This window comes from Anabaenopsis tanganyikae CS-531, assembly GCF_029891675.1.
GTDB classification, from domain to species: Bacteria; Cyanobacteriota; Cyanobacteriia; order Cyanobacteriales; family Nostocaceae; genus Anabaenopsis; species Anabaenopsis arnoldii.
On sequence record NZ_JANQDF010000161.1, the window covers coordinates 34252 to 47629 of the forward strand.

14 protein-coding genes and 1 pseudogene are annotated in these 13378 nt (G+C 42.3%); 5 read left to right on the forward strand and 10 right to left on the reverse strand.

Features of this window, described 5'->3' with window-relative positions; translation table 11 throughout:
- The first annotated feature begins 222 nt into the window (after positions 1-222).
- Both NWP22_RS15545 and mltA read left to right on the forward strand, forming a co-directional pair.
- Positions 223-402: a hypothetical protein gene (locus tag NWP22_RS15545; RefSeq protein ID WP_271734305.1), complete on the forward strand. Its 180-nt coding sequence runs from the start codon at positions 223-225 to the stop codon at positions 400-402.
- A 228-nt stretch (positions 403-630) separates the two neighbouring features.
- A complete protein-coding gene (mltA, locus tag NWP22_RS15550; protein ID WP_417006615.1) occupies positions 631-1845 on the forward strand; it encodes a murein transglycosylase A in 1215 nt (404 codons plus the stop codon).
- Positions 1846-1935: 90 nt separating this feature from the next.
- On the opposite strand, the gene NWP22_RS15555 is transcribed toward mltA, so the two are convergent.
- The 3 genes from NWP22_RS15555 to NWP22_RS15565 all read right to left on the reverse strand — a co-directional run bounded on the left by NWP22_RS15555 (position 1936) and on the right by NWP22_RS15565 (position 4719).
- Entirely contained in the window at positions 1936-2799 is an 864-nt protein-coding gene (locus NWP22_RS15555; protein ID WP_271734303.1) for a DUF5895 domain-containing protein, read from the reverse strand.
- Between the two features lie 157 nt (positions 2800-2956).
- A complete protein-coding gene (locus tag NWP22_RS15560) occupies positions 2957-3640 on the reverse strand; it encodes a PHP domain-containing protein (protein WP_271734301.1) in 684 nt (227 codons plus the stop codon).
- 254 nt (positions 3641-3894) lie between these two features.
- Positions 3895-4719: an SDR family oxidoreductase gene (locus NWP22_RS15565; RefSeq protein ID WP_271734300.1), complete on the reverse strand. Its 825-nt coding sequence runs from the start codon at positions 4717-4719 to the stop codon at positions 3895-3897.
- Positions 4720-5055: 336 nt separating this feature from the next.
- Between NWP22_RS15565 and gatA the strand changes: the two genes are divergently transcribed.
- Both gatA and NWP22_RS15575 read left to right on the forward strand, forming a co-directional pair.
- Positions 5056-6510 (forward strand): Asp-tRNA(Asn)/Glu-tRNA(Gln) amidotransferase subunit GatA, encoded by a 1455-nt coding sequence (gene gatA / locus NWP22_RS15570; protein ID WP_271734299.1) that lies wholly within the window; start codon positions 5056-5058, stop codon positions 6508-6510.
- Between the two features lie 121 nt (positions 6511-6631).
- On the forward strand, positions 6632-7528 hold the full coding sequence (locus NWP22_RS15575) for an alpha/beta hydrolase (RefSeq protein ID WP_271734298.1): 897 nt from the start codon (positions 6632-6634) through the stop codon (positions 7526-7528).
- 63 nt (positions 7529-7591) lie between these two features.
- Here the strand turns inward: NWP22_RS15575 and NWP22_RS15580 are convergent, their stop codons facing one another.
- The 5 genes from NWP22_RS15580 to NWP22_RS15600 all read right to left on the reverse strand — a co-directional run bounded on the left by NWP22_RS15580 (position 7592) and on the right by NWP22_RS15600 (position 10822).
- Positions 7592-8137 (reverse strand): WcaF family extracellular polysaccharide biosynthesis acetyltransferase, encoded by a 546-nt coding sequence (locus NWP22_RS15580; RefSeq protein ID WP_271734297.1) that lies wholly within the window; start codon positions 8135-8137, stop codon positions 7592-7594.
- A gap of 80 nt (positions 8138-8217) precedes the next feature.
- The gene (locus NWP22_RS15585; protein WP_271734296.1) at positions 8218-8964 is read right to left on the reverse strand and encodes a Uma2 family endonuclease; all 747 of its coding nucleotides are present in this window, start codon (positions 8962-8964) and stop codon (positions 8218-8220) included.
- A 158-nt stretch (positions 8965-9122) separates the two neighbouring features.
- Entirely contained in the window at positions 9123-9896 is a 774-nt protein-coding gene (locus tag NWP22_RS15590; protein ID WP_271734295.1) for a glycosyltransferase family 2 protein, read from the reverse strand.
- A 234-nt stretch (positions 9897-10130) separates the two neighbouring features.
- Positions 10131-10748: a class I SAM-dependent methyltransferase gene (locus NWP22_RS15595; protein ID WP_342393883.1), complete on the reverse strand. Its 618-nt coding sequence runs from the start codon at positions 10746-10748 to the stop codon at positions 10131-10133.
- Entirely contained in the window at positions 10688-10822 is a 135-nt protein-coding gene (locus NWP22_RS15600) for a hypothetical protein (RefSeq protein ID WP_271734294.1), read from the reverse strand. The genes NWP22_RS15595 and NWP22_RS15600 overlap by 61 nt, the downstream gene beginning before the upstream one ends.
- 361 nt (positions 10823-11183) lie before the next feature.
- On the opposite strand from NWP22_RS15600, the gene NWP22_RS15605 reads away from it, so the two are divergent.
- On the forward strand, positions 11184-11987 hold the full coding sequence (locus NWP22_RS15605) for a Uma2 family endonuclease (RefSeq protein WP_271734292.1): 804 nt from the start codon (positions 11184-11186) through the stop codon (positions 11985-11987).
- Between the two features lie 162 nt (positions 11988-12149).
- Here NWP22_RS15605 and NWP22_RS15610 read toward each other — a convergent pair whose 3' ends face one another.
- On the reverse strand, positions 12150-12602 hold the full coding sequence (locus NWP22_RS15610) for a DUF29 domain-containing protein (RefSeq protein ID WP_271734291.1): 453 nt from the start codon (positions 12600-12602) through the stop codon (positions 12150-12152).
- Between the two features lie 225 nt (positions 12603-12827).
- A pseudogene (tnpA, locus tag NWP22_RS15615) lies at positions 12828-13241 on the reverse strand (IS200/IS605 family transposase); the annotation flags it as partial.
- Positions 13242-13378: the final 137 nt, after the last annotated feature.

Here is a 13378-nt window from a genome sequence, read left to right on the forward strand (position 1 = left end):
GCCCATAGGGTATCTAGAACTACAAGAGCATTTTGAACCTGGAACTTTTGGACTCATGGCCAGTCTAACAAATCTGACATAAATATTGAGGTAAGATTCCGCAATTGCCACCAAGACAATTGAATATGTATCATGTCATCTTAAGCTAGGAAATCACTATCCAGTAGTTCTCACACAACCCGTTAACCACTCTACTACAACGCTTTTATATTATTTGCTCCTATGTCTGCACCACACAACAAGATTAAATTTCCTTTTTGGCAATATTTGAATCAACCATTATTTAGTCGTAATTATCAATTAGAACTGAATCCCCGTCGTTTTGCCTATAGGTGGCGCATTGGACTTTTAGAGCGTTGCTTGAATAAAGAATGTGATGCTAAGGGGCCTCAACAGCATTAGTGGAAAATCATCGCTGGGTGTCCTACCTTTGGCGTGAGAATGGCAATTATGCTATTTTTTGGCTGGAATTTTCGGGGAACTGCTAAAAATTTAGCCCGTCTAGAGTGAAGGTAGTTAAGAGAGAATTATGCCGAAAAGCTGTTTTGGCTCCCGTGTACTCAGGGTTTCCCATGATGGGATTTTCTATTTAGAGTCCCCTGTTACCGAAGTCTGGGAGATTTTTAGATGATTAAAAAAAGTCTTGCTTTGGTCTCCTTGAGTTGGGGAATTGTCTGTGTAAGTAGTATGTGGTCAGCTGTGGCTCAGGTTTCCACACCGTCTCGGGTACAACCGCCACTCAGACTCTTTCGGGTGGAAACAGACCGCACCCCAAGGGTTGGTTGGTTGGGTTGGGATGAGCAACTTTTTCCAGGGGGTAATCCTAGTTTACCCTTAGGAGATCGCCCGGCTTTGTTGGCTGCTATTGATCATAGTTTGAGTTATCTGGAGAAAAGGAGTGCTATAGCGGCCTATCAAAACTATCCGGTTCGGGGAATAACCCATGATCGGGTGCGTCGGAGTTTGATTCGTTTCCGCCAGCTATTGGTCAGTTCCAACTCTACCGCTGAACTACAAGTTGCTGTCCGTAGAGAGTTTGACTTTTACCGTTCTGTGGGCAATGATGGCAGGGGTACTGTTAAATTTACCGCTTATTATGAACCTGTTTATTATGCTAGCCGGGTAAGGACTGGAGAATATAGGTATCCCTTATATCGCAGACCACCAGATTTTGATCAATGGCCTCAACCTCACCCGAAACGAGTTGATTTGGAGGGTGAGGATGGTTTATTAGGGGAAAGAAGCCGGTTACGCGGGTTAGAAATACTCTGGTTCCGCGATCGCTGGGAAGCATACATGGTACATATCCAAGGTTCTGCCCAAATTGAGTTAACTGATGAGGGTACTAGAACATCTGTAGGCTTTGCGGGGGGAACAGATTATCCCTGGACAAGTATCGGTCGCCAATTGTCTAAAGATGGCAAGTTGGCGGCAAATCAATTGAATATGCCGGGTATAATTAACTTTTTCCGCAATTACCCCCAGGAAATGAATAATTATCTACCCCGCTGGGAAAGATTTGTCTTTTTCCAAGAAAACCCTGGTAGACCAGCTACTGGTAGTATTAATGTCCCAGTTACGGCGGAGCGTTCTATTGCTACAGATAAGTCTCTCATGCCTGCGGGGGCATTAGCACTGATTCATACTTCACTTCCATATGTGGGTAGCAATGGCCAGATGGAATATCGCACCGTGAACCGCTTTGTTCTGGATCAGGATACAGGGAGCGCCATTAGAGGACCAGGAAGGGTGGATTATTTCATGGGGTCTGGTCAAGTAGCGGGCGATCGCGCTGGTGTTACAGGTGGGAACGGTTCACTATATTACTTACTCCTGAAAAGGTAGGGAGGGGGAATTGGGGATTGGCCACTGATGATGAGAAAGTTATCATCTTTCCTGCAGTCCCCATTAATCCGGCTGTGTACTCCTCAGTTTCTAATATGGTGGATAATCATCTTCATCTGCGTAAAGATAAGAACTAGAAATCCCAACTGCTGCCATTTTGGGTGCTTCTACTTTAATAGATTCCTTACCAAACTCTTTGTGTTCTTCAAAGGTCTTGCAGATCATTACTGACTCAGGAGAATCGGAAGCAATCAGGTATTGAGTTAATGTTCCCACTGTGGGATGCTTGTAGTCCACCGTTGAAGCCACCATGACAGTATTGGGTTCAATCCCTCTTTCTTCACACTCAATGATAGGGCAAAAAATCCCATGGGCGTGAAATAATGGACCTTTTGCTGATAAAGGTTGCTGGCGATATACAGCATAAGCCCTTTCCAATTCAGCTATGAATCCACCGATGACTCTTCCTTGCTGAAATTCGCAGTAACTTTTGCTGAAACTTGCTCCCGCTACACCGCTGAGAGTTAATTGTAATGGAGATTCGTGGAGAAACTTTTTATTTTCCCCTACCAAGTAAATGAGGTGGCGAGTAAAGGTTTTAAATTTAAGCTTGTCTGCTAAGAAAGCATCATAATTTTCTTTAAGAGTACCAAGTTTATGACCAGTTTCCCGGTCTTTAACAGATAAAGGTCCCCGGCGCACTATAACTAATCTGGGAGCATTGCTGATAAAAACTGTTTCTACTCCAGAGCTAAACTCATGCTCTACCTGTTGCCAATTTTCATCGGGCTGAAAGCCTACAGCTGTAGCATTATCTAATTTAATTGCCAATCCATGGGGCTGCATACCATCCATACCATGGCGAGGATTAATCATCTGACACCAGGGGATGATTTGAGAAGGAGGGGCGTTAAATCTATCGTCCTCAAAGTCAAAATTAGCAGATGCTTGCATCGTTTTAGACTATCAAAAGTGTTTTGCTCCCCTCAGTTTAACAGTATGGGGAAGGAGTAAACTGGTGCTGATAGAGAGTGTTAATTTTTATTCTCAGTAGCGATTTCAACCAATATTCTCCTGAAATTAAACATAGATTTGTCCTCAAAGGGCATATCTACAGCCGTTGTAGCAGATTTAATCCGTGGGTATCAGTGCCACAGGTATTCAAGAGCTGATATTCAGCCGCTAAGTGTTGTACCTGTAGTGTTTCCACAGGGCTGGGTTTCCAAGGTTTGGGGTTGTTGTAAGCGTAGAAAGTTTCCACACCGTCAATTCCCCGTGCTGCCGCAGCTGGAATTAATTCAGCATGTGATCGCTTGTAACGAGCTGGATGGGCTAAAACTGCCAATCCTCCAGCTGCGTGGATGGATTCAATTATCTTGTCTGCTTGATATTCTAAGCCTACAGCCGGTTTTTTCTGCACATAGGGTTTCATACTAGGATGTTCTGGCTCAAAGGCGTAAGCCAAAATGTGAACTTCTACATCCAGAAGGTTAGCATTAATTTCTACCCCACTCCAGAGATAGGGAGTATTTTCACGGCTATATTCCCGGACTTTTTCTAAATAGGCTTGTGCTACATAATACCCATCTATAGTATGGTGATCTGTAATTGCCAATCCTTCTAGTCCAATAGCGATGGCCTGTTCTATCAATGTAGTTGGTTGCAACCTTCCATCTGAGTGGACGGTATGCATATGAAAATTGAATAACTGGGGACAGCTGTAGGCATCAACACCTTGGAAGACTTGCCTGAGAATATTTGCACTAGTAGATGTCCTAGCAAAATTTACAACCATAAGCTTTTATCAATGAAAATACTTGATTGTTGATAGATAAACAACACCGCCAGCACTTGAAACTGTGAGTAGTTATTTTTTTAGCTTTACTAGCTCAATTTTTCAATATGTTAAGACTACCTTAGCAAATCTAAATGCTCATGGTCATGAGTATTTCCAATTACTTGTATTAATAAATGTGATGCTAATTACTAATTAATTTAAGTACTGAGATAATAGTAGATGAAATGTTGTACATCTTTACATAGAACCAACTATTGACTGAGTTGGGCGAAAATTGTTTCCCAGTTAATTACATATGGTCGTGTGCCTTTGTTAACTAAACTAAAGGCTTGGTTGGCTGTACCTGGGTAAAAAAGAGATTCTACACAAGCGGCAGCCACGTCAATGCGGCTAGCGTCTCCTGCTAAGTAATCACCAGTCTCAACTACTACCCCTTGTTTACCTCCGGTCTGAGCTTTTAGTAAGGTGTTGAGGTCATAGGATGTATAGGGGCCATCAATCAAGCGTCCCGGACGGATAATAGTGTAAGGTAATCTAGATGTGATGATGGCTTGCTCTCCCTTCTGCTTGGCATCAAGTACACCAAAGGCATTGAGAATATTAAAAGGTGGCTGGTCTTTACGGTCAACTCCCACAGAAGAGACGAAGACGAAGCGTTTGAGAAGGGGTGGTGCTGCTGATACTAAGTTGCTGACGCCTTCAGCATCTACTTTGACTGGGTGATTTTTGGCTCTGGTATTTCTATATTCAGCATCAATCAATATCCTTCCCCATTCTAGTAAGTTAGGTGGTGGGTCAAATTCCCATCTCTGGGAGGGGAAGGCAGTTGTGCCAGTACAGCAGATAATGTAGTTAATATCTTGCATAGCTGGGGGGAGGGTGGTTAGATCGCGGATATCACCCACAGCAATTTCTACTTGTTGATTAAACATTTTTGTGGCTTGGGCAGCGTTGCGGGTGAGAAGACGAACCTTCATACCCTTTTGCAGCAAGTTGGCGGTGACCAGTTGACCCACGCCACCAGTAGCACCAGCAACTAGTACTAAATCGTTAACTGAGGCTGCAAGAGAAGTCATAAACTGATGTTAAAGGTGTTTATCTAATTTAATGAATATTTTGGCACGGTGTTTCTGCCTGGAGAAGGCGATCGCAAAAAAAAACCGGTTAAAATAACCGGGGGTGTTCATTAAGGCAGTTAAAGATATTTTCACCGACAATGTAGAGAATTTCTGTATAAATAGTTATACTATTTCTCCTTACCACCACAGCGGGGACAATTCCGGAAAACCAGCTAAATTTTCCTGGTATCCACTCAAACCAGACTAGAGATTTGTCCTACTTGTTCCAACCCAATATCCATTAACCTGGAAAATGTACTAAAATCAATGACTTGAGTCACAAAGAGAGCAATCATGGCATCCATCCGCGAGTTGCACGAACAGTTAATTAAAAAAGAATGTTCTGCTGTTGAAATTACCCAAAAAGCCTTAGAGCGTATTCAAGCATTAGAACCGAAATTACACAGTTTCTTGCACGTCACCACAGAAAAGGCGTTAGAACAGGCTCGTGCTGTGGATGCGAAAATCGCCGCTGGGGAAGAAATAGGACTCCTAGCCGGGATTCCCATAGGGATTAAAGATAATTTGTGTACCCAGGGAGTTCCCACTACTTGCGCTTCTCGAATTTTAGAAAATTTTGTCCCGCCTTATGAATCAACAGTGACACAAAAACTGATTGATGCGGGGGCGGTACTGATTGGTAAAACGAATTTAGATGAGTTTGGTATGGGTAGTTCTACTGAGAACTCTGCCTACCAACTTACTAATAATCCTTGGGATTTATCAAGGGTTCCAGGTGGTTCTTCTGGGGGTTCGGCGGCGGCGGTAGCGGCTGATCAATGTGTTGCATCTCTGGGGACTGATACGGGCGGTTCTATTCGCCAACCGGCATCTTTTTGTGGTGTGGTGGGGATAAAACCAACTTATGGACTGGTGTCTCGCTATGGTGTGATAGCTTACGCCTCATCTTTGGATCAGGTTGGTCCTTTGGGACGGACGGTAGAAGATACTGCTATTGTATTGAATGCGATCGCTGGTTACGATTCCAAAGACTCTACTAGCCTGAAAGTTGAAATCCCCAACTACACCGCCAATCTAACACCAGATTTCAAAGCCCGAAAGCTGCGAATTGGGGTGATTAAAGAGACCATGGCTGATGGTTTAGATGCTGTGGTAGAAAAGGCGGTCAGTCAAGCCATAGAGCAATTAAAGAGTTTGGGGGCGGAGATTTCGATTATTTCCTGTCCCAACTTCCGCTATGGTGTACCTAGCTACTATATTATTGCCCCCTCTGAAGCATCAGCTAATCTGGCTCGCTACGATGGTGTAAAGTATGGCTTCCGGGCTGAAGATGCAGATAATCTGCTATCTATGTATACTCGCACCCGTTCCACTGGTTTTGGTCCAGAAGTGAAACGGCGGATTATGATTGGTACTTATGCTTTGTCTGCTGGCTACTATGACGCATACTATCTCAAAGCGCAAAAAGTCAGAACTTTGATTAAACAAGACTTTGAAAATGCCTTTGAGCAGGTTGATGTGTTAGTTTGTCCTACTGCTCCCACCACAGCATTTAAAGCAGGGGAGAAAATTAGCGACCCCCTAAGTATGTACTTGAATGATCTGATGACTATCCCTGTAAATCTTGCAGGGTTACCGGGTTTAAGTGTACCTTGTGGTTTTGATGACCAGGGACTACCCATTGGGTTGCAGCTGATTGGCCGGGTACTCGGAGAAGAGCAACTATTTCAAGTGGCTTATGCTTATGAGCAATCGACTAATTGGCTAGTAAATCAGCCTCAACTCTAGGCGCAAAACCCCACCCTATAACTATTTGAGGGTGGGTAGTTTTAAGCTTCCTCCTGATGGCGGGGTAGAGTGTGAAAAATATTTGTTAAAATATATATATCTTAACAAACGGCAATTTTCAATGCAATTAAGTTTCAAACTACTATTGACGGTAGAAATAATTGTTGTCATTGGCTATTTTGCCATCTGTCTATTTCTGTTTGTCAGACAGCAGCGGTTAATTTTCTTTCCTTCCGCTGTGATTGAAAGAACACCAGAGATTTTTAACCTCCCCTATGAGGATGTCTGGTTACCTGTAAAAGTTAGGAATGGAAAGACAGAACTAATTCATGGTTGGTGGATTCCATCCCCAGAACCAAACGCTAATGTGTTGCTGTATCTCCATGGTAACGCCATCAATGTTGGCGCTAATGTTGGTCATGCTCGTCGGTTGCATCAACTGGGTTTTTCTGTGCTGCTGATTGATTATCGGGGGTATGGTCTGAGTGAAGGTGATTTTCCTAACGAAAAGCGGGTTTATGAAGATGCCTATGTTGCGTGGAATTACTTGGTAAATGAGAAGCAAATTGTACCAGGTAAAATATTTATTTATGGGCATTCTCTGGGGGGTGCGATCGCCATTGATTTGGGACTCAAACAGCCACAAGCAGCGGGGTTGATTGTGGAAAGTTCCTTTACCTCTATCCGGGATATGGTGGATTACAGGAATTTATTTTGGATGTTCCCGGTGAACTTAATTTTAACCCAGCGCTTTGAATCCATCAACAAAGTACCCCAGTTAAAAATACCAGTGTTATTTATTCATGGCATGGCTGATACAAGTGTACCATCTTTCATGAGCCAAAAGCTTTATCACGCGGCTCCCGAACCGAAAAAACTGCTGTTAGTCCCCAGTGCGGAGCATGATAATACGGCGATTGTTGCTGGTGAGGAATATTTACAATGGGTGATGTCTTTTGTGCAAGGGGTGAAAGGTGGGAGGATTTTGACCAATAGTGAGCATCAATCAGTCAATTAGGTGGTAATATTATATATATTGGGTGCTGGTAGATAAAAATACTTGAGCATTTCGCGTCAAGCCTTAATAATATAACTTTCTGGGCTTAATGGCTTGTGCGGGATTTCCTGCATAAATAGTCATTGATGCTAATGATTTAACAGCTACTCCACCCAGAGTTAATACAGCACCTTTACCGACAGTCACCCCAGGGCCAATTATTGACTTAGCAGCAATCCAACTACTTTCCTCAATATAAATTGGGGCAATTTTTAATTCAAAATCAGGGTGATTCCAGTCATGATTACCTGTGCAAAGATAGACATCTTGAGATATGCAAGCATGACTTTCTATAGTCACATGAGCTAGGTTATCTATCCAAGCATTTTCACCAATCCAGACATAATCACCGACAGTTAACCGCCAAGGAAATTTTACCCGCACTTTTGGTTTTAGGCGTACACCTTGACCAATAGTAGCTCCAAAAATGCGGAGTATCTGCACTTTGACCGATGAAATGGGTAACCAAGAACTTTCAAATAGAGGTGAACCGAGGAAGTACCAGCACAGTTGTTGCCAATAGGGAGCACCGGGGGTATAGTTACCGAGGGTGTAGTTATCTAATCGCATGCTTGGAATAAGGAAATTGAGAGTTAAAGCTGGTTCTGGTAGGACTTGAGACCATCCACAATAGGAGGTATTTCCGCGCCTTAAATTTCTTCGGGATTAATCCCCATTTCTTGCAGTCTGGCGGCTAATTTAGCGGCTTTTTCTTCCGCTTGTTCAGCCCTTTGGCGTTCTTGTTCTAATAATTCAGAACCCCAAAGAAGCAAATTACCGGATTCATCCCACCAGCGCAACCAAAAGGTTACCATTTCTGCCTTTTTACCTCTCCATACACCCAAAAACAGGTTTAAAGTTACCAAGTAAAATCTTCCCTGTTCATCTGGGGATTGTTGCTGGTATTTACCGTCTGTTAAATGATAAACATCTAAGGTTCCGGTTTGAGGATGGAAGATCACATATACAGGGACTTTTAAAATTTGTTCATAAAAATACCATTTACCATAGGGATAATGGGGATTAATAGAATATTCTCCCCCCTCTGTAGCGGATATAAATTCCATCACAATGGCTGGTGGTTCCCCTTCGGCGTGGGGGGTATAACTGCGGCGGACTTCCCCCTCTGGGAGGGGATGAGCTACAGGTATATAAACCCAGTCGGGGGCTTTGACGATGGTTTTGTCGCCCACTGTGGCGCATAGCCCAAAATTGGAAGCAATGAGCATGGATTCTAAGATTAATCCAGCCAGTTCTAAAGATTCTCGCAAAGCTGCAGCCAGGAGGGGTTGAAGATTACTTTCCACAGGTTCATCTGGTAGGGGAAAATCCGCGGGTAGTTTTTCCCATCTCACTGGGGGTAACCTGTGTAAGGGATCGTGTTGTGTAACCGTCATGGTTTTAAGCAATGGCTGCTGATGTATTGTATCACAGATGATTATCTACACATTAGGTATGGTTGGTGGTTATCTATAACGGTCACCATAATTATCAACTATGTAGCTGATGTAGAGAAAATAAGCAAATATTATCTTTGATTGTTACCCAGAATTGATTATTTATCCCTTTGATTAAAACTAGCCTCTATTAAATTTATACTGAGCAGAATTTCTGCCAATACTCGCTGCAATGCGTAATATAAACCATATCTACCATCTAAAATACCACCTTTGATAATCAGGCAATAAAAGAGTATGATCAATGGTGCAATAATTTTTAGTTTACGAAGGCGATCGCCTAAACTCAGTTCATGATTGGGGGTTTCTAGGAGTTTTTTGGTTTCAATCACCATGTAACGTTGTTGCGCCCATAACCAGCGATTTAATGGTTTGCGATCGTCGTGGTGAATGTATCCTATTAGTTGACTAGAGTTACCCTCTACTAAAACCCGATGAGCGTGTCCATCATCTCGATAATTTGCTTTTTCTATTCTGTACAATACCTGGCGGGGTGGAAGTAGAGTACCTCTTAAAGGTTTACCAAATACACAATATTTAAATCTAGCAAAGTAGCCGTCAATGGTAGTATCTAGAGGTAAATTATTAATTTCCCTAATTAGTTCATCGGTTAAGATATAATCAGCATCCAGAGACAAAACCCATTCTGATTTAACTTGCTGTAAGCCATAATTGCATTGACTTGCAAAGGAATCAAATTTACGTTTAAATACGGTGATTTGGGGATAAGTTGAGAGAATTTCTAAGGTTTCATCTGTGCTGTAACTGTCAATGACAATAATTGTTTTTGCCCAGGTGAGTTTTTCTAGGGTGCGCTGAATGTTGGGTGCTTCGTTATAGGTGAGGATGAGGGGGGTAATTTGTTGTAGCATAGTTGGGGTAAATTTAAGCTGTCCCAAGTATAATTATCAAGGATAAGTGGCGGAAGGCGATCGCTCTTTCTAGCATTAATTCCCTAGGGCGATCGCTCTGGGTTAGGGTATGTGCATGTTGTATATATTATTGCACAACTAAGGGATATTTGGGCGATCGTTATCCACACGCGGGAACCATAATTGATAGTTATTTACACGGGGGAGCCGGGGAATGAATTAAGAGTCTCAAAGCTAAAGTCGGTTAAAAACCGACTGAGAAATTATAGTTTCATGGCGGCTATATGCTTCCTCCAGTGTGGAAGAACACAGCATTGATTTCCACAAGTAAGGTATTCTACCTGCAAATTTAAATTCAATATTTGTATACCCCTCTGTTGTTAATAAATTTTCTAATGTTTTCACAGAAAAAAACTTGATATGTCCACCATCCCAAAGAACAGTGAAGTGTTTATCCATTTTTCCAGAGATAGCCAGAGCTAAGTTTTTCAAATAACCATGATAGGGTGTAGTCAAAATTAACCGCCCATTAGGTTTGAGTAGTTGTTTAGTATTCCTAACTATAGCTTTAGGGTCAAATAAATGTTCAATTACCTCGCAGGAAATAATAAGATCAAATTCCCCTACTATTTCTGTATAGGGTAAATCATATATACTTCCCTGGATAAAACGACAATCAGGAAATTTTTCCTGGGCTAATTGCACACCTGATTTAGACTCTTCCACTCCGATAACTTCATACCCTTGCTGTGCGATTAAATTAGTTAAACTCCCATTGCCACAACCAATATCTAAAATGCGTGGTTTTGGTTGATTTTTGAGGGGGGGGAAGCAGAATAGATCATTTCTAATAAAGAATTAATCAGATATTTATGATGGTGTCCGCTGTCAGCATTGGCGTAGTAATATTCGTGTTTATTAGACATTAAATATTTCTCCTTTAAATAATTTTTGTAATTTATCCACGGCATAAATTCCCTAGCTAAAGGCGTAATTCCGTTAAAACCCGACTGGTTTTGTGCTGGGTGATTATGGTGTTTTGGGGTGGGGTGGAGGTTGGTCTAAAATGGTTCCCCTGTGTGGATAACTATCGATAATGGTTCCCCTGTGTGGATAATCATCGCCCCTGGCTGTGGTATGTGGATAACTGGCGAGCAGGGAACACCGGAAAAAAAGGGAAGCAATAAAATCAACTCCCATTCCCTTCACAAGGGAGCTGTACTGGATATGCAAAACCGAATCAATCTTAGTTAAATTAGTAAGCATCGGGATTCAATCGGAGGAAATATGAGTGAATCGACATTGCTAAACTTAGATCAATCGACACCAGATTCAACCCCAGATTTTGTTAATCCCCCCTCCCAGGATGAATTACTGTATGATGACGGCATCCCTATGGAAACCTATCGCCATAAACTGCAAATGGACTTACTAGTTGATCCCCTAGCAGCTTGGCTGGGCGATCAAGATGCCTTTGTAGGGGGTAATATGTTTGTTTACTTTAGTCCCCATCAATTGAAAAACCATGATTTTCGTGGTCCGGATATGTTTGCTGTGCTAGATGTTCCCAAGGGAGAGCGCAAATGCTGGGTAACCTGGGAAGAGGGTAAAGGTCCAGATGTGGTAGTGGAATTGCTATCCTCTAGCACTGCTTCCAGAGACAAGACAGACAAAAAAGAAATATACCAAAACAGGCTGAGAGTACCAGAATACTTTTGGTATGATCCCTTTAATCCCAATGAGTTTGCTGGGTTCATCATCAGGGATCATGGATATGAACCAATCATCCCCGATGAGCAAAACAGGCTCATCAGTCAAAAATTAGGTTTAGCCCTAGTGCGTTGGGCGGGAGAATTTGGGGGAGCCAATGCCGTCTGGGTGCGTTGGGCAACTTTAGAGGGGGTTCTACTACCTACAGCCCGTGAATTAGCCCAACAAGCACAGCAAGAAGCCCAACAAGCACAGCAAGAAGCTCAACAAGCACAGCAAAGAGCAGAGGCTGCGGAATTGTTACTGGCACAGGAGCGCCAACAAAGGGAGGAATTGCTGGCTAAATTACAGACAATGGGGATAAATCCTGAGCAACTTTAGATGTTGTTTTATAACTTTTCAAGAGGTAATTGTCATTTTAGGGAACACCATAAGACCGCAACAGGGGGGAGTAATTTGCTCTCCCAAGTATAATTACCAAGAATAAATTGCCGGGTGCGATCGCTGTTTTTAGCATAAATTCCCTAGGGCGATCGCTCAAACTCAGTTCTCACATTCTGAACCGGGGAGGAAATCTGGAGCTAGAATTTCTTCTAATGCAAAAGGACAGGATAGGGGAAATACTGTTTCCGGGAGGGATGTTTCTCTATGGGCATCACGCACGGACTTAGGATAAACTATTACTAATGCTGTCTCTAAATCGCTGCGCAGACTCGGACTGTCTAGCAGTAAAGCTTCTATTTGATCTCGTTGATGATCGATGGTAGCTAACCAACTCTGGCTTTGTTTATCCGGCTGATATTGCCATTTGAGCAGGTGCATAATTAAAACCTGTAAGCGGCTGCGAAGTTGACGGCGATCGCGCTTTCCCATGCTTTCCAACTCTTGAGCAATGTGTTCTGCGTCAATTTCTGATAAACATCCCCGCCGCAATAATTCCACATTCTTATTAATCCAGGCATAAAAATCTAGGTCATATTCAGCTTCTAAACTCATATTTGGCTCCCAGTTTTCCACCCGTTACTTAATATTAATATAGAATAAGATAGAATAAGTACCCCTGGGCGATCGCTCTGGGTCAGGGTATGTGCAAGTTGTATATATTATTGTCCAGCTAAGGGATATTTGGGCGATCGTTGTTCACACATTAGGTGTGGTCGCTGGTTATCCACACACCGGAGCCAGGGAATGAATTCCCTGGTTCAAAGCTAAAGTCGGTTTTTAACCGACTGGTTTTGTGTTTGGCGATGATGGTGTTCTGGGGTGGGGTGGAGGTTGGTCTAAATCTGTTGCTTGTTCTAATAATGAAATTGTGGTTCTGTTTAAATGATGGATTTTTTGATTATTAACATAATCTATGGCTGTGGATAATTGATGACCACCCAGGGAAAATATACCATATCCTTCTTGCCAGATAAATTTTTGTGGTAAGTTGGGGAATAAATGATTGTAATAATAAGCGCTACTTCCCTTTAAACTTTTCACACATTCGGCAATAGATAATTTAGGGGGTATAGAAATTACCAAATGAATATGGTCTTCAATTCCACCAATAGCATGAATAATACAACCAAGATGATCAGCCTTACCAATTAAATAACCATATACCTCATTTTCTATCTCATGAATAATGGCTCTACCGTACTTGTTATGCTAATTTAACAACTGGTTCGAGGGAACAGGGAACAGGGAACACACCGAACAGAGATTAAGAAGGAATATTCAGGCATTTTCTTCAATAACCAACATTATTTCCCTTATACGGTAAGCCT